Source organism: Bacteroidota bacterium (genome assembly GCA_018692315.1).
Classification (GTDB): Bacteria; Bacteroidota; Bacteroidia; order Bacteroidales; family JABHKC01; genus JABHKC01.
On record JABHKC010000128.1, the window covers coordinates 1 to 18,711 of the forward strand.

Genomic DNA, 18,711 nt, shown 5'->3' on the forward strand with positions numbered 1-18,711 from the left:
CAAATTGAATATCAATTTTTATTTTCAAAAAATAATTTGTATTTTTCAAATTTTTCTTGAACATCAAGGTGGGTGTCCGCATACGCTTATGCTGGGCACACACAGCACCTAATAGCACATGGCCGCATTAAGGTCACTAAGAGAAATGATTAGTAAATTAAACATAAAGGAAATCAACATAAATTTGAGTAGTGAACGGCCACGTGCCATAGCTGCGGGACGTTGTAGGGCATTAAAAAATGACAGAGCTAGTAGAAATAGAATTTGATGAAAATATAGTTAATAAGTTCCTCGATATTGATGGAAGCTTAAGAGATATTTATGTCAATGATACTGATATAAATGATTGGATACTGATTTATAGTTCATTATTAAAATCAGAATACTCACTATCATATTCAAACAATCATGATGTTCAAGAGCTACCTAAAAATGCAGAGTTGATTTTTAATGAGACAGAGGTTTCTCATATTTTGAGAATTAAAGAGGAAAACATAATTTTTAATACTCATTTTTTTATAAAAGAGCAGGTTGAGTTTGATTTGAATCCGGGAGATTTTGTTGCAATTGACCAATCGAAAATATTAGTTGATTTTATGCATTACCTATCTAATGTCCTCAATAAGGAGGTTATAATGACTCCAGAAAACAGTGAGGAATTTATATTGATTAAAGTATTTCCTCGAAATAAAAATATTTTTATCAAACAATCATGAAGTATAAAAACTACAATTCCGCCATTCACAACTTTGCTCATTCATTTATGAGTATTGATTATATAAAAAGTGGTCGACTTGCTATAAATGTTCTGATTGATTTAAATAATAATGGAATTGAACCAAAAGCTGATTACGATTTCTTAAAAAAGAAAATTGAACCAAAAGAAGCTGATTCAAGGGAAAGTAGACAGTTGCTAAATGATTATATTGACTGGTTACCTGAGCATTTTCAAAGCCATGATTGTGATTTGACTGCATTGGAAATTCTACAAATAAGTATCTGGACTGATTTTGACAATACAACAATGCCTCAAGGAATGAATGATAGTGTTGAATTTACCATTAAGACTAAAACAAGATGGAAAGCAACTGATAAAGATGTGCAGATTATAGAAATACAGCAAACAGAGATAATTAAAAGGACTTATTTAAAACTGAGAATACCAGAGATAGAGTAAAAACGCCCTACAACAATGTATAAAAAACATAAGTGGCTCAGCGGTTTACGAAAGTTTAGTGCATGTAATCAGCTCCGCCAAATCTGCGATTTGACGGGTTTGTTTAATATTTTGAATTTGTGTCAAAACGCAAATTTGGCTCAGTGCAACACTTAAGAATATAAAAATCGAGTAGGCGGCTGATGGCAGAATAGCCACCAGTACACCTCTCACACCACTTAGGGTACGGGTCTTCCCGATAGGAAATCGGGATAGGCTGAACTTAGCGGTTCATTAAATAAAAGAAAATTTGAGTTGATACTCAGATGGAAAAGTTCTTCGAGAAAATTGAAAATGTTGAGAAAAGGAAGTGAAGGTTTTTAATAGATTTTTGCAATACTTTTCTTGTTTCCTTGCTCGGAATGGTTGCTCACTATAAGCAATTTTTGCATTTGTCAACATTTCTGACAATACTTTTTAGAAAATTCCATTTTTTCTCCATCTTTACATCTTTTAAAATTAATAAAAACGTTCTTGTGAGAATATTACTGAATTAGCTGGCTTGGGTTTAGTTCAACATCTTAGCAAAAACAAAAATCATAATCAAACCAACAGAAATACATATTGTTCCTAATATACCTTCTCCAGTTCGACTACAGGAATATGGTGTCGGTATTTTTAATGCAGTTTTTACGAAATCAGCACTAAAAAAAGCGATAAAGAAAAAGTTCGTAATGGTTAATGATGCTATTGCAAGTTCGGCTACATTAATAAATGGAGGTGAGTGTATAAGCTTATCCATTCCAAAAGAAGTCAGCCCGAATAAGAAACTGGTATTTCAGCTTAAAGTTTTATTTGAAGATGATTATTTTGCAGTGATTCATAAACCTGCTGGTATTTTGGTTAGCGGCAATAGCTTTAAAACCGTTGCCAATGCCTTAGCTCAAAACATTCAACGAAGCAATCTTCCTGATGCAACAAAACCTCAGCCTGTTCATCGCATAGATTATGCAACCACAGGTATTTTATTGGTTGGAAAAACGAGTAGTAGTATTCGTGCTTTAAATAAAATTTTTGAGGATAAAAAGGTTGAGAAAACATATTATGCAGTTACTATTGGCGAAATGAAGGATAGAGGAGAAATAACTTCAGAAATAGAAGGTAAGAAATCACAATCGAACTATAAATTAATAGAGTCTGTTTCCTCAAAAAGATTCGGCAAACTCAATTTGGTTAAATTGAAACCTCAAACAGGCCGAAGGCATCAATTGCGAAAACATCTGTCCGGTATAGATAATCCAATATTGGGAGATAAAGAATATGGAATTGACAATTTAATTTTAGGTGGCAAGGGTTTGTATTTGCATGCCTATTCGTTAGATTTTGTACATCCATTTACAAACAAACGAATCTATTTCAAAGATGAAATTCCTCAAAAGTTTAAGAAAATATTTAGTTCAAATATGCTGAAACTTTTGCCAACACCTGAGAATATAAAAACATCGTAAAACTACTGTGCCCAACTTCCAGATAAAAAGTCGGTATTGAACTAAACACAAGCCAGCCGTCTTATAGTGAAGAATTTGGCTTATATGTGTTTTTAATAATTTGGGGATTTGTTGAGGGACGAAATCTACCTGCCAAATATCATTTTCATTTTCACTTAATATGACTAACTTTAGCGAGATTTAAAAAAAAGAAATGAAATATTTTGGCACTAAAATTTCGACAATTGTTTGCATATTATGCTTTACGTTTCAGAGTTTTAGTACAAATACTGATAGTTTAATAAATCTGCTAAGTCCAGACTTATCCGAAAAAAACTTCGAAATACTGTACAAACTTTTTGTGGCGAATGTTAAGCAAAACCCTGATACAGCTCTATATTATTCACTATCGTCCCTGAAAGTTGCTCAGTTTTACAAAAAAGATTCACTCCTTGCCAGAGCATATCGCAATGTGGCAATTTCATATCAGTTCTTAAATGAGTATGATAAAGCCATAGAACCACTCGAAAAAGGATTGGAGCTATGGAAAAAAATGAACAATTCTTACCGTATTGGGCTTTCATATCAAGACCTTGGAGTGTGCCATGGGCTTTTGGGAAATAAGAGTGAAGCTTTATCAAATTATCTAAAGTCTATTGAATATTTAAGCAAAACCCCAAATAAGAGTATCCTTATAATATCATATCAAAAGATTGGCTATATTCAAAAAGTTCAGGCAAATTATGATGTAGCCCTCGATTATTATCTAAAAGGGCTGAAAATTGCTGAAGAAGCTAATTTAATAGAGAAGCAAGGCAGTATGTTAAACAGCATTGGGAATATTTATATCAAATTATCAAATAATGATTTAGCAATGCAGTATTTCAGAAAAGCATTGCTGAAAGCAAAAGAAATAAACAATTTAAAGGATATAGCTTCCGCATTGAACAACATTGGTTTAGTTTACACAAATTCAAAACTTTATGATAGTTCCTTGAAATACTATAATGAAGCTCTTGAAATAAATAATAAAATTCCAGATTGGAAAAACTTTTCAATAAACTTAAACAATATAGGTACTATCTATAAGTATCAAGGAAATAGTGAAACCGCCTTGGAATACTTTTTCAAGTCCTTAAAAATCAGAGAACAAAAAGTCTATACAGGCTCACTTACATTTCCATACAACAATATAGGTGATATTTATATTTCCATGAATAAATACGATGACGCACTTAAATATTACAATAAGAGTCTTAAAATTATATTAGAAAGATCTGATACTGAAAAAGCCGCCGAAATTTACGAAAAACTATACCGTGCATATGAACTAAAACAAAACTATAAAACTGCCCTGAAATACCATAAACTTTATAAAACTTTTAATGATACAGTTTATAATGAAGAAATGAATAAAGCAGTTATTGAGCTGCAAACCAAATACGAAACAGAGAAAAAGGGAAAAGAGAACAAGCAATTGCAGTATGAAGCAGAAATGCAGGAAAACTCGAAACTAAGATTCATGTATATTTCCGGCTTTCTGACAGTGATAGTTACTTTGCTGATTATCTTGTTCTATTCTAAAACAAAAAGCTCAAAAAAGAATCGCTTATATTTCGAGAAAGAAAAAGCTCTGAATCAAGCCTTAAAAAAAACAGCAGATACTGAGAAAAAAAGATTAGAAGAATTGGTCTTTGCAGAAAAAAAAATAAACAATCTGCAAAAAGACAAAATAGATTCGAAAAATCGGGAAATGGCTGCTACATTAATTACTATACATAATAAGAATCAGACTTTAGCAAAAATAAAAGACGAAATCGAATCTCTTCAAAAATCTGCCTCACTCGAAAAAACTTCAGTGCAAAAGCTGCTAAATGCTATTGATAATAACAAATTGTTTGAAGAAGATTGGAACCAGTTTAAAAAACAATTTGAAGAGGTTTATCCCGGGTTTTTCAATAAATTATCAAAAAGATGTCCGAGCCTTACTAACCACGACCAAAAACTTTGTGCTTACCTACAAATTAACATGAGTACTAAAGAAATTGCAAATTTACTGAACGTAACAGCCGCAGCAATTAATAAAAGCAGGCAAAGACTAAGAAAGAAACTAAAAATGGACACAAATGAAGATTTTGTTAGCTTCCTGCTCGAAATTTGACCTTCAAAATCGGGGTAAAATATTTGATGTCCTACCAAAATACAGTAAAATTTAGTTGTCTTACATTTCGTTAAAATTTTCACAAATCTTATATTACTTATTTTAAGCCATTTATACTGCCGTTGGAATATGTTTTCGATAATGGTTGTCCTACTCACAGATAGTCATATTTCCGAAATTGTCCTACCATTGTCCTATCAAATTACTTGACTTAGCTCCATTTTGAGCGTACTTTTATATGAAAATTGTAAATATGAAAAAAGTGCATTCAGATATAGTAGTTAGCGGCAGAATTTTTAACATAGGTTTTACTTTCCTTGTATTAAAAAATGCAGAGAAGCATAATTTGTTGGGCAAAACAAAATATCTGGATGAAAACCGAATAAAAATTGAAGTTGAAGGAGCTGAAGAAGAAGTCGAAAAATTTATTGAATGGTGCAAATCCGGAATCCCTGAAGCCAATGTAAATAATGTATTAGCGACAATAGGAGATTTCAAAAACTATAATGATTTTTTAATAACCGATTAAATATTAAGTGAGTGTAAATAATTTATTAATTAAAATTTAGATTGTTATGAAAACTAAGAAAATTACATTATTAATTGCTTTTTTGTTATGTATCTCAACAGCGGGAATGTATGCTCAAAAGCAGACTGTTAAAGGAAATTCCGACCCGAATGAAGCAAAACTTGTTGCTCCACAGATTAAACTACTATCGTCCGATAACGAGACATCTGTAATAAGTTTTTCTTTCAGCAATTTCGATTTCAGACAAGTTGAAACAAGCAGAGGCTTGGTTCAAATTCCCATTCTTCCGGATGCTACCCCAATGCTTGTGAAAGATGCACCAGATTTGCCTAAACTAACAAGATCGGTAATTATTCCCGACAAGGCCGAAATGCAGGTTGAAGTAGTTTCTGAGCAATACCTCGACTATCCAAATATTGAAATTGCACCGTCAAAAGGTAACTTGACCAGAGATATCGACCCGGCAAGTATTCCTTATAATTACGGAAAAGTATATTATGAAAATGAATTTTTTCCAAAGGAAATTGTAAATCTTAGAAAACCATATATTCTTAGGGATTATAGAGGACAAACAGTTGTTGTCTATCCGTTTCGATACAATCCTGTTACAAAAGTTTTGAGAGTTTATCACAATATTGTTATTAATATTTCTAAGAAAAGTGAAAACGGAATCAATAAATTTGTAAATAAAAATCCAAACATAAAACCTACATTTGAATTTGATAAAATATACAGTAATCAGTTTTTAAATTATAGTTCTCCTAAATATACACCTGTGAGCGAAAATGGAAATATGCTCATTATTTCAGATGCGTCATATCTTTCTGCCATGCAACCCTTAATAGAATGGAAAATAAAATCCGGGAGGAATGTCTATATTGTTGATGTTGCATCAATAGGTGATACAACTGCTATTAAGTCATATATACAAAACTATTATAATAATACCGGATTAACATATTTGTTGTTAGTTGGTGATGCTCAACATATTCCACCACTTTATTTAGGAGGAGATTCGGATAATGCATACGGTTTCATAAGCGGAAACGATTCCTATCCAGAAATTTTTGTTGGAAGATTTTCAGCAGAAACAGTTGCCCATGTTCAAACTCAAGTTCAAAGAGTTTTAGATTATGAAATTAATCCAGAAAGCTCATCGTGGATAAAAAATGGTATTGGAATTGCCTCAAATGAAGGAAGCGGAGATGATGGAGAGTGGGATTTTGAACATGTCAGAAATATGAATATCGACTTATTAAATTACAATTATATCTCATGTTCCGAATTATTTGATAGTACGTTTGGTGGATTAGACCTACCTAATAATCCAACTCCATTAATGGTTGCGAACGAGGTAAATTCCGGTGCAGGAGTTATTTTATATACCGGTCATGGAAGTACATATTCTTTTAGCACATCAGGATTTTCAACTATCGGTGTTAACAATTTAACAAATGTAGGAAAACTACCGTTTATTTGGGCTACTGCTTGTTTAAATGGAAATTTTAACGGGAATACTTGCTTTGGAGAAACATGGCTGCGAGCTACTCACAATGGAGAACCTACAGGAGCAATTGCAACATTAATGTCCACAATAAGTCAATTCTGGAGTCCACCCATGGATGGACAAGATGAAATGGTAGATATTCTAACGGAAAGTTATTCTAACAATATAAAACGAACTTTTGGAGGAATATCGATGAATGGTTGTATGCACATGAATGATGAATACGGAGCATGGGGAGATACAATGACAAATACCTGGAGTTGTTTTGGAGACCCATCTCTCATGCTTAGAACAAGTACTCCAATTATATTTACATCTAATCATATAAATCAATCTGAGTTAGGTCTAAGTAGTATAAATGTTTCATGTGTTTTAAATGGTGCTTCAGTTTGTATTAGTCAAAATAATCAAATTTTAGGAACCGGCACAATTAGTAACGGTTCTGCAAATATCAGTTTTAATTCGATAAGTTCTACAGATACAGTTTTTGTAACACTAACTAAATATAATTATAAACCATATCTCGGACATGTTTTGATGTATTCAAGCTATCCGGACTTTTTGATACAGTCCTCCAATATTAGTTCAAATAATATTACTTATGGCCAGACACTTACATTAAACAGTGTGCAACAATACATAGGAATTAGTTCTACACCATTCACTCCTAAAGTAGGTTATTATATTTCTTTTGACCTAAATATAGATCAAAACGACTTTTTTCTGTCTTACGACCAATCATCTTTAAGTGCAAGTCAAACCACTGAATCGGAATCTTATACTTATACCGTGTCGTCAAGCATTCCTGCCGGACCATACTATTTGATTTTTGTAGCAGATTATAACGATGTATATACCGAATCAAATGAACAAAACAATATTGATTATCATTTAATAACAATAAATAATCACGATGCAAACGGCGACCTGAATATTCAAAATAACATTGTCAGTCCAAATAATAATCTATCTCCATGGGATACCTTACATTTAAGTTATAATCTAAACTATGCTGGTACAAACAGCTCAAATATGGATGTTGAGGTCAGTTTCTATTTGTCAGATATACCTACATCAACTCTATCTATGACATATTTAGGGCAAAAAAACTCTGTAGTAAATTCATCAAACTCAAGTGCTTCTGAGTCGTTTGATGCTGTTGTGCCAGCAGGTACAGCCAACGGGAATTATTACATTATTTTCTTTGCAGATATTGATAATTTTTGGAATGAAACAAATGAAGGGAACAATGTAGAATCTACAGCAATCACTGTATTATCTTCAAATGCAGAAGATATATTTCCTACAAACCCAAGTGTTTCAAGTAGTTTAATTGATCCTGGAACAAATGTTACAGTAAGTTTTACGCAGAATTATAGCGGAACTAGCACAACATCAATAAATACTATGACAAAGTATTATCTATCAACCAATTCAACATATCAATCCTATGATATTTATTTAGGAAATTCGAGTTCATGGGTTAATGTTTTTCTTCCTACCGAAACCGTGAATTCAACTATGCAAATTCCTGCAAATACTGCTATGGGCAATTACTATATTTTAATCTATTCTGATGCTGATAATTCTTTCACTGAAACAAACGAGTTAAACAATGTTGTAGCAGTAACGATAGAAATTTCAGTTGGAGATTTTAGAGTCGAATATGAAACTGTTTCTCCTACAACTGTACAGTATGAAACAGGTTCACTAATATTCTCTTGCGATCATATATATACTGGAAATAGTACTTCTTTGATAACCTCATATTTAGGCTATTATATTTCAACTGATCAAACTCTTGATGCAGGTGATGAACATGTTGGTAGTAGTTCCTCTTCTTTTTATTACAATGATCCGCTTGAAGCCGAATCTATGACATTTGGAATATCTACCTACGATGTAGGAAATTACTATGCAATTTTCAAAGCCGATTATAATGATGATTATGCAGAAACAGACGAAGCAAACAATATTGCCGTATTACCTTTTACTATTGAATTTAATTGTACTGATGCCTTAGAACCAAACGATATTTATAGTCAAGCATATAATATTAGCACTAACACTTCATATTCAAATAGCAATTTGTGTCTTGAACAAGGCGACTATGATTGGTTTAGATTTTCTCATAATAATTTATCATATTACTTCAAAATTTCTCATTATCTAACATCAGGTTTAGGATATTATAGTTTGAATTTTACCCATAATGGCGACAATATTACAATTGAAACCTCAGCCTCATATTCGGGTTCAGGTATTTGCGATACTTATGTAGTTTTATACGATACCGATCACACTACTCCATTAGCATCAGATAACGATGGAGGATCAGGATCTTTTTCTCTAATCAATCATACACTTGGCGAAGATTTTTGGATTACAAATGAAAGTGCCACACCATCAACAGTTACTCAAGGTGGAACAATTACACTTAGTTGCGAACAGCATTATGGTGGAGCAAGCACTTCAACTGTAGCTCCTTATGTCGGTTACTATTTATCGTCCGATATTCAGGTAGATGCTAATGATATATTTTTTGGTTATGATGCCTCTCAATTAAGTGTAAGCACTACATCAAGTACTGAGTCATCAACATTTACAATTCCAACAACTACAAGTCTCGGAAACTATTACATTCTATTTGTTGCGAATTATGATAATTATTATTCTGAAAGCAATTATCAAAATAATCTTGTGCACGAGTATATAACAGTTACGGCAGCTTGCGATGACATATACATTACAAACGAAAGTGCCTCACCTACAACAGTTGGTCCCGCAAATGTGCTTACAATTTCTTGCGAACAACATTATTCAGGAACAAGCACTTCTACACTAAGTACTTATGTTAAATATTATTTATCAACGAATAATACTTACGAAACATCTGACACATATATAGGTTATGACATTTCAAGTCTGAGTGTAAACATTCCTTCAAGCACCGAAACAATTAGTTATACCATTCCTGCAAATACAAGCTTAGGAACCTATTATATTCTTTTTGTCGCCGATGCAAATGACAATGTTTCAGAGTGTAATGAAAATAATAATTTATCATATTTTGAATTTACAGTTGGCGGAAGTGTTGGAGATTTGACAGTTCAAAATTCTACTCTTAGTCCTTCGTCTGCCGCTCCGAGCGAAACAGTAAATTTAAGCTGTGAGCAGCATTACTCGGGAAGCAGCACTGTTCCAATAAATTCTTATGTAGGCTATTATTTATCGCAAAACACTACTTTCGAAAGCTCAGATGTTTTGCTTGGCATAGACTATTCAGCATTGCACGCCTCAAATACCTCCGATACCTATACAGAAACCGTTACAATCCCTGCTGGAACAATATCAGGAACATATTATATTTTGTTTTTCGCCGATCACAATAACTTGTTTCCTGAAAGTAATGAAAATAACAATATTGTTTATCAGCAAATTACTATTACTCCAGGTTGCGAAGATTTAACAATAACAAATCAGACTGCTTCTCCAAATCCAATTGCACCCGGCTCAACAATAAGTCTTTCCTGTCAGCATCAATACTCAGGAAATAATAGCAGTGCGTTTAACCCTGTCGTAAAATATTACTTTTCAAGCAACCAGACTTACGAAACAAGCGATAATTATATCGGCTATGATTATTCAACTTTAAGCGCATCAAATCCTTTTGAAGTTGAAACTATAAATTATTTAATCCCTTCAAGTACAAGTTTCGGAACCTACTATATCCTATTCGTAGCCGATGCAAATAATGTATTATCAGAATGTAACGAAAACAATAATGTTTCATACTTTGAAATCACAGTAGGCGGAAATATTGGAGACTTAACAATTCAAAATGCTTCAATAAGCCCAACTACAGTAGTTCAGGGAGCAAATGTAGATTTAAGTTGTGAGCAACATTATTCGGGGAGTAGTAGTGCAAATCTGAATTCTCGAGTTGGATTTTATCTTTCATCAAACAATACCTACGAAAGTTCCGATGATTTTCTGGGATATGAAACCTCTGTATTAAACTCCTCAAATACATCCGAAACAGAAACTATGACAGTAACAATTTCTTCAAGCATAAGTCCGGGAACATATTACATATTGTTTTTCGCAGATTATAATGATTTATATATAGAAAGTAACGAAAGCAATAATGTTACATTTGTTCAACTTACTGTTGAATCTTTTGCCTGCACCGATGCTTTAGAACCAAACAATGATTTCAGTCTGGCATATGATATTGGCACAAGTAGCTCATATGTAAATGCAGATTTATGTATTTCTCCAGCAGATGAAGACTGGTTCATATTTGATTATAACGGCTCCGACTATTTTTTCAAAGTCAAAGGATATAATAGCTCAACAGAAGGCGATTATGGTCTGAATTTCAGTATTTCAGGTGCAAGTGTTACAATTTACACTTATCAAACAGGTGATCCTATGGATACAAAAATTTACTTATACGATACCGACCATAGCACTCAATTGGCATATAACGACGATTATGGTTCTAATGCTTTTTCACAAATAAGCCATGTTTTTCCATCGAGTGCAAATGGCGATTTCACTATTCAAAATGTTTATTCCTCTGCCGGTGAAATTCTACCTTGGGACATGTTTGAGATTAGTTGCGAGCAACATTATAGTGGAACAAATTCATACACTATGAATCCAAAAGTAGGTTTCTATTTTTCTTACGATAATGTCTTAGATGTAAACGACGAATTTATTCTTTACGAACAATCTGCCTTAAGTTCAAGTGTAACTTCCGAAACTGAAACTGCATATTTATACCTTCCTTCATTTGCCGATCCGGGAACCTATTACATATTATGTGTAGCCGATTACGACAATTATTTTAGCGAAACAAACGAATCTAATAATGTTGCAGCATATCAAATAACAGTTCTCGGATATCCCGACTGGCAAGTTTGGGCATCGCCCGAAGCTCCAATGCACGAAATAGATATCCCGAGTTCTGCAACAATCACAATAGATGGTGTCGAAATCTCATATGGCGACAATGTAGGAGTATTTTTCGATTCATCAGGAACCGAGCTTTGCGGGGGTATGGATGTATTTATGGGTACAAACATCAATTTGATAGCTTATGGACAATATCAGGGAGACAATGGTTTTGCTACAGGCGAAGAATTTGTCTGGAAGATTTATGATGCCTCTGAAGATGTTGAATATTATGCAACTCCTACTTATAATACAAGCCTCCCAAATCAGGGCAATTTTGCTGTAAACGGAAACAGCGGGTTACTTTCCTTAGTAACAGTTCCGAACCAGCCACAAACCCAAACTCAAAGCTTAAATTTCGTACTTGGCTGGAATATGATTTCTACATATATCAACCCAACAGATCCTGATATAAGTGCAGTTTTTGCGCCTGTTGTTTCAAATCTCGAAATCGTGAAAAATAGCCTGGGAAGTGTTTACTGGCCAGCTTATTATATTAACCTAATCGGGAATATTGTTACTACCGAAGGATACCAGCTTAAAATGAATACAGCAGACACATTAGATATTGAAGGCACACAAATTGTTCCCGAACAAACTCCTATTTCAATTGCTTCAGGCTGGAGCATAATTGCTTACCTGCGAGACAATCCTGCTTCTATTGCCGATATGATGAGCACTATTGTTTCTGATGTTGAAATAGTAAAAAATAATTTCGGAGCGGTATATTGGCCGGCGTATTATGTCAACCTGATAGGAAATATGTTACCCAGTCAAGGATATCAGATAAAAATGATAAATGCAAGCACCCTGACCTACGCTTCAAATTCTGCCAATCTTGCTAAAGCAAATATTATGGAATTACATCCTCAACATTTCTATTTGAATAAAAACACCGGCTCAAACATGACTCTTGGTATTCCAAATTCGGCTTGGAACGAAAAGCCAAATCCGGGTGATGAAATCGGAGTTTTTAGTCCCGAGGGGATATTAGTTGGCTCATCTGTTTATGATGGAAATAACCTTGCAATTTCTATTTGGGGAAATGATAAACTTTCTGAAGAAATTGATGGAATGGTAGAAAAGAGCAAGTTTAGCATTGTGCTAATGACAAATGGCCAGGAACAAAACCTGCAAGTAGATTTCTGGCTTGAAGGCGATGAGTTTTACAAGACAAATAAAATTTCGATTATCGAAAAATTATCAATTGTCAATTATCAATTATTAATTGTTGAACTCTTTCAGAATGCACCAAATCCATTCTCAGAAACCACAACAATAAGCTATTTTGTTCCTCACGAAACTAAAGTTGAAATTGTTGTATATAATGTTCTTGGAGAGAAAATTGCGGAACTCGAAAACTCAACACATACTAAAGGGAAGCATGAATTGCTATTCGACGCAAAAGCCTATTCAACTGGGACTTACATAGTGAAACTGAACACTTCAAACCAATCGATAAGCAGATTGATAAGTAAAAAGTAGATTTTGGTAGATTACTTCATGATTCAGTTTTATTTCACCCTCGCAGGCTTTTGCTTGTGGGGGTTTTTTTTGGTTTGCATTTTTTGGTCAAGCGTTAGCTCTTGTGAATTGCAAATGTGTATGACTTATGCGATGGTTTTTGACAAATCATATTCTTCTTTTTCCTTATAATATTTTGATTTTGGGTTTTTAATGTCTTCTCTACTAATCAAATAATGTTTCTCAATAAAGTCAATAGACTGTTTTTTCAATCCATTTTTGTTAAATCCTTTAAACTCGTTATTCTTAATAATTATTTTAATCTTTTCTTTTTCAGAATTTTCATAACTTTCAAATTCATTCCACCAATTTTCTGTATAACCAGAATCTTCAAAGAAATAGCGAAATAGAATATATGTTTCTGGCATTATTAGTATTTTTTCAAATTCATTTATGTCTTTACCAAATGCTTTATAAAAAAATGATTTTCCTCTTCCTATCTTACCTTTCGTTGCATTTAATACTGTCTGAATTGCTCTAATATATTTTCTATTCCAATTTTCACCCAAATAACTCCTGTTTAAATGTTTCTCTCCATTGATAGGATGGAATTTCATCGGAAATGAGTATATATTAATATCCAATTCCTCCGATAAAAGTATATTAATTTCAAGACGCTGATATAATTCTTTTGGCTCGTCTTTTTCATTATAAAGCAAGTAGTTTGATAAGTTCCGAATATTATGTTTTGCCGCTAACCTTATGGCTTTAACATACGTTTTCTCATATCCCATACTATCAAATGCTATTCTAAGAGGTTTTATAGGAATTTCGCTTAATAACTGCATTTTAATTTCAGTTAACAGCCTTGCATCAAGTCCTTGATTAAAATCAACATATCTTAATTTTGGTGTTCTATTTCTATATTTCTCATACATCCCTTTTATCTTAGGGTAAATTCTAAGAATATTTGATTTTGTTGCTGTGATACTGGATAAAAGATTAGATTCATCTAAGATATCGTATAATTCTTGTTGTTTTTCTCCTTTTAGTTTTTGAAGTAAATATTGAATTAGTTCAAAAGACATTTTTAAATATGCAACATCATTTATACCTGTTTTTAAGTTTCTTACAGCTATGTCTAAATAATTAGGGTCAATGAACTTTGCACCTTTAACGAAACCACTTTCCTTAATTTCCTCAATTATTTGTGTAAAATTCTTTGATGCTAAAACATTATTATCTAATAAAAGTAGGTTTCGTTGGTCGCCAAAATCTCTTTTCGTTTTTTCTATTTTCTCTTTTAATGAAATATAAGGATTAAATTTAGGCTCTATTTTCCAAACAGCACAAAATGAACACTTACGAACGCAACCCCTTGTCATATATCCATAATAGGCATTATTTTCAGGGTATGCATAATCTATCTCACCAAGTATTGAATAATCAAGAGGAAGTTCGTCAATAATAATTTCATTTTTATCCAAGTCCCCTGCTTCATTTAAGAGACCTTTGTGTGTTTTTATTCCAGTTTCTTTTTCTACATCCTCTGCTAAAACAGTTGCCAAAACGCCTCCGATAAGTATTTGACTTTTATTCTTTACTATTTTCTTGGCAAATTCAATAGTTTCTATTGTAATATTCCAATTAAAAGTAAAAAGCGTTGTAATACATATTCTATCCCACTTTGGATTATCTAAATACTGCTTTTTGCGATAGTAATCTTTATATGAAATTAACCAGTTTGATACAAGTAGATCATATTTAGATAGTTGAATTAATGATTTTAATAATTCTATACTACTTTTTTTTATATATTCAACAATTGATTTTTTATATTCAATCCAGTTTACATTATTGTCAATATCAGTAAGTTTTTTGATTAACTCTATACTTATCTGATTCAAAATAAATTCTTTTAAATCTCCCTTGAAAAAAACAACTTTATCACCAAGCATTCGGTGATAAGTTGCTAGTTTCATTAATCCAATTGGCGGATATTTATTTTTGTAATTAGGCTCCAATAAAAGAACATTCCTTTTCTTCATCTACCAACTATTTATTAAGTTCTTCTATTATTTTTCGTTTAACCATTTCTGAGGTTTCTTTTGGTAATATCATGTCGATTATAGAAAGTATTCTACCTGTTAATTTTCTGTCCTTTCTATTGAAATTAGGTAGATTATCTGTCATTAAAGGTGTTTTATTATTCTGAACATCATTATTAGTTATTACAGTTTCTTCTTTAATTTCCGAAACTAATTTATCAACTAATTTTTTCTTACTCTCATCAGCAGAAACTTTTGATTTTATTTTCTCAATCTTTTCTCTTGCATTAACTGCATCTTGATTTATTCTTTCTAACTTTTTTTCATATTCCTTCTTTTCTGCAGGTTTTGTAAAACCTCTCTCTACCTTCTTCTTAAATTCTTCTTGTGCATCTGATAATTTTTCAATCTTTCTTTCTTCGCTTCTTATGTTTGATGACAAATAACAGAAATCTTTCAACTTCTTAAATTCAATTCTTAATTCTTTTTCAAATTTCTTAAATGCTTTATTTTCAATAAAGTTATCTCTTCGTGCATTTGGTATTAAATCTGTTGATACAGCAAATATCTCCCCGAAAAAATAGAAAGAAAATCGTTTATCTTGAATGTTATTTATGACAAAAAAGTCTGCAAGTCTATTTTCGTCACCTATTTGAATATTTCCTTTTCTTAACCTTAAACCTCTTGCTATATTAACTTCTGGCATTTGTTGTTTTAACTTAGAATTGCTAAACCATCCCCAACACAATAATTCATTATAGGAATTTTTTATTTCAAAAAAATCAATATCAAATATTTGGTCTATTTTTTTCCTATTGTTCTGTTTATCTCCTTCATAAACAGATGTTGTATATTCTTTAAATATCTGATTGTTATTTAAATATGTATTATACTCATCAATTGGATAGTCATATTCTTTTGCTTTTTCGTAAATGTCATTTTCATAGAAAAACCCTTTTTTATATGGAACAGGGGCAATCATTGATAAATAATTATGAATATTATCTTTATCAAGCAGAATGTCATTTGATACATTTTCAAGTGTTACTTTAAAATACCGTTCTTCTGCTTTTGCGTTTACAATTTTTAATGAAGTAATTGTATCTATAACTTCAATAGCATCTTCTTTTTTACTCCTATCATTAAAAATTGTCCTAAGTTGTTTTGCATCCCAAGTTAAAATAGATTTTTCGGTCTCCCCATAATAACTCGTTTCAAAAACTAATTTATCACAATAGCCCAATCCTCCTAAACGGCCTATTCCCCTAAAACCTTTGTGTTTTGCTCTATCTTTAACACCTTGTGCTATATTCTTTAAGATTGGTAAAACTTTTTCTTTGGGAATACCTGTCCCATTATCATAAATTGAAATACTCCGCTCATTTTTATTAATTTTTATTTCAATTTTCCCTTCTTCTTTTGATTTGATAAAACCTTGTTCAAAAGCAATATCAATTTGGTCAGCTGAATTTTGTATATACTCTCTATAAATAGACCTATGGTCATCATACATTGAGGTTGTAAGAGATTCAATAACGTCTTTACCTATTTTTGTTTTATTCTTATCCATTCGGGAATTGTTTATATAGTGGCTTAGGAAATTTAATATTTAATAATGAACGAAATACAGGATGCTCCAAAATATACTCGCCTGGTGTTAATCTTGTCATCATATTTTTATAAACTGGCGGAACAAACTTATAATCTGATTTTGATACTTCAATAGCATTTGTTCTACCAAATGCATGAGTTGCACAATTCCCTTTAACTCTATCGTGAATGGCACTTTTAAATTGTTCAACTGAGAACAATACTATACCAAGAGAACGTCCTCTTTCTGAAATGTCTAATATTTGTTTTAAAATAGGTGAATTTTTAGGAATATCCTTTGATGCATATTTATTTAATTCATCTATAAAAATAACAATTTTTGAAGGGATTTCTTTTTCATTTCTATTTTCTTGACCTAATTTTAAATCATAGATTGCTCTTATAACATCTCCAAAAACGAAAGCCTGAGTATCTTGGTCAAGTTTTGCAATATCAATTACCTGAACCTCATTCTTCTTAATATTTGTAATTGCATCTTGTAACCTTACCTCATTGCTTTCTTTTACAATTCTTTTTTGAAAAATAGGATGTGATAATGATTTATTTATTATTCTCTTAAATTTACGCCAACTCATTACAGAAATATCTTTATCTCCACTTTTTCCAGCTTTTGTATATTCAGCAACTTTATTTTCTAATTCTTTCCAACTTGCAACTTCTCCAAATCCACCCTGATCATTTATAATATAATTCACAATAGATTCCATAGTTCCTGATGAATCTTCAATATTTGCAAATAGAAGTTCTAAATTAAATTTATCTTCTTCGTAGATATATTTATATTTAAATGCCTTGTCATTATCAACCTGTGCTTCAATATCCTTTTTTTCACCATAGCTAAATGTTCTTGATGGTGTTTGGTCTGCATAAGGATAAAAATATTTTACATTTTCAAAAGGTTGAGTGTTTAAATTCATCATCTCATTATAGACCTTTTTATCTTCATCACTTAAATCTGTATTAGATTCATCGATTGCTAATAAATCTCTTCCTTTCACATTAAAAATCACATAAGCAACTGAATCATCTGTTTCGACAGTTTTATTTCCATATTTTTCCTGAATAGCTTTTAATAAAAACATTGAATATGATGTTTTGGCGGCAAGTCCGGAAATTCCTGAAATATTTAGGTGTGCACCTTCTGGTCCAATTAAAAACTGAGAATTAAAATTAACAGGTAATATTTTTTTATCCTCACCTCTATACATTTCAATATAGCCACAAGGCATAGGATGTTTAATCTTGTCTAAACCAAGAGCTTGCAATATTTCAGATTCATCAGCTAAACTTACTCTACTTCCATCAAGAACTGGGGTGTAAATATTATCATTATTCCCAACAACTTTTGCTTTTACATAATTCATTCCAATTCTGTGCATATTGGCTTTTAATTCAACATCACCAAAATCACTTGAAATAAAATTACTTAAATAACTTGACGAATCAGTAATATGAGATATTTCTTCAATTACACCATAAGTTATTGAATTATCAATATGGACAACTTTTACAACATCAAACGGATTTAATATCCGTTTTTTATCAGTCCAAAAATAAAAACCATCAATTGTTGTTGGTGCTTTTTCAGTTGCTGCTACTTTTCCTATTACTTTTCCCATAGTTAAAATAAGTTTATAAAGTGAGTATCACTTAGCCTGCATAATTCACAAAAACAAGCAAAATGATGTTAATATTCTGTAATACAGACAAATGCAAGCTTTGATAAAAAACATTAATTTTTTAAATAAAAATGGAGTTCATGTATATTTTTTTCCAATAAGTTACTATC

General features: G+C 31.9%; 9 protein-coding genes. 6 read left to right on the plus strand and 3 right to left on the minus strand.

From position 1 onward, the window contains the following. The first annotated feature begins 239 nt into the window (after positions 1–239). The 6 genes from HN894_09895 (at position 240) to HN894_09920 (ending at position 13,284) form a co-directional block, all read left to right on the plus strand. On the plus strand, positions 240–716 hold the full coding sequence (locus HN894_09895) for a hypothetical protein (GenBank protein ID MBT7143640.1): 477 nt from the start codon (positions 240–242) through the stop codon (positions 714–716). Beyond that, a complete protein-coding gene (locus HN894_09900; GenBank protein MBT7143641.1) occupies positions 713–1,177 on the plus strand; it encodes a hypothetical protein in 465 nt (154 codons plus the stop codon). Before HN894_09895 ends, HN894_09900 begins: the two co-directional genes overlap by 4 nt. Positions 1,178–1,758: 581 nt before the next feature. Then, positions 1,759–2,664, plus strand: coding sequence for an RluA family pseudouridine synthase (locus tag HN894_09905; GenBank protein ID MBT7143642.1), 906 nt, complete (start codon positions 1,759–1,761; stop codon positions 2,662–2,664). 193 nt (positions 2,665–2,857) lie between these two features. Next, complete coding sequence (locus HN894_09910) at positions 2,858–4,804, plus strand: tetratricopeptide repeat protein (protein MBT7143643.1); 1,947 nt, start codon at positions 2,858–2,860, stop codon at positions 4,802–4,804. Positions 4,805–5,057: 253 nt separating this feature from the next. After that, on the plus strand, positions 5,058–5,333 hold the full coding sequence (locus HN894_09915) for a hypothetical protein (GenBank protein MBT7143644.1): 276 nt from the start codon (positions 5,058–5,060) through the stop codon (positions 5,331–5,333). Positions 5,334–5,379: 46 nt separating this feature from the next. Then, positions 5,380–13,284: a T9SS type A sorting domain-containing protein gene (locus HN894_09920; protein MBT7143645.1), complete on the plus strand. Its 7,905-nt coding sequence runs from the start codon at positions 5,380–5,382 to the stop codon at positions 13,282–13,284. Positions 13,285–13,409: 125 nt separating this feature from the next. Here the strand turns inward: HN894_09920 and HN894_09925 are convergent, their stop codons facing one another. The 3 genes from HN894_09925 to HN894_09935 are packed head-to-tail and all read right to left on the minus strand — an operon-like array spanning position 13,410 to position 18,541. After that, positions 13,410–15,311 (minus strand): hypothetical protein, encoded by a 1,902-nt coding sequence (locus HN894_09925; GenBank protein MBT7143646.1) that lies wholly within the window; start codon positions 15,309–15,311, stop codon positions 13,410–13,412. 7 nt (positions 15,312–15,318) lie between these two features. After that, on the minus strand, positions 15,319–16,881 hold the full coding sequence (locus tag HN894_09930; GenBank protein ID MBT7143647.1) for an ATP-binding protein: 1,563 nt from the start codon (positions 16,879–16,881) through the stop codon (positions 15,319–15,321). Beyond that, the gene (locus HN894_09935) at positions 16,874–18,541 is read right to left on the minus strand and encodes an ATP-binding protein (GenBank protein MBT7143648.1); all 1,668 of its coding nucleotides are present in this window, start codon (positions 18,539–18,541) and stop codon (positions 16,874–16,876) included. Before HN894_09935 ends, HN894_09930 begins: the two co-directional genes overlap by 8 nt. Positions 18,542–18,711: the final 170 nt, after the last annotated feature.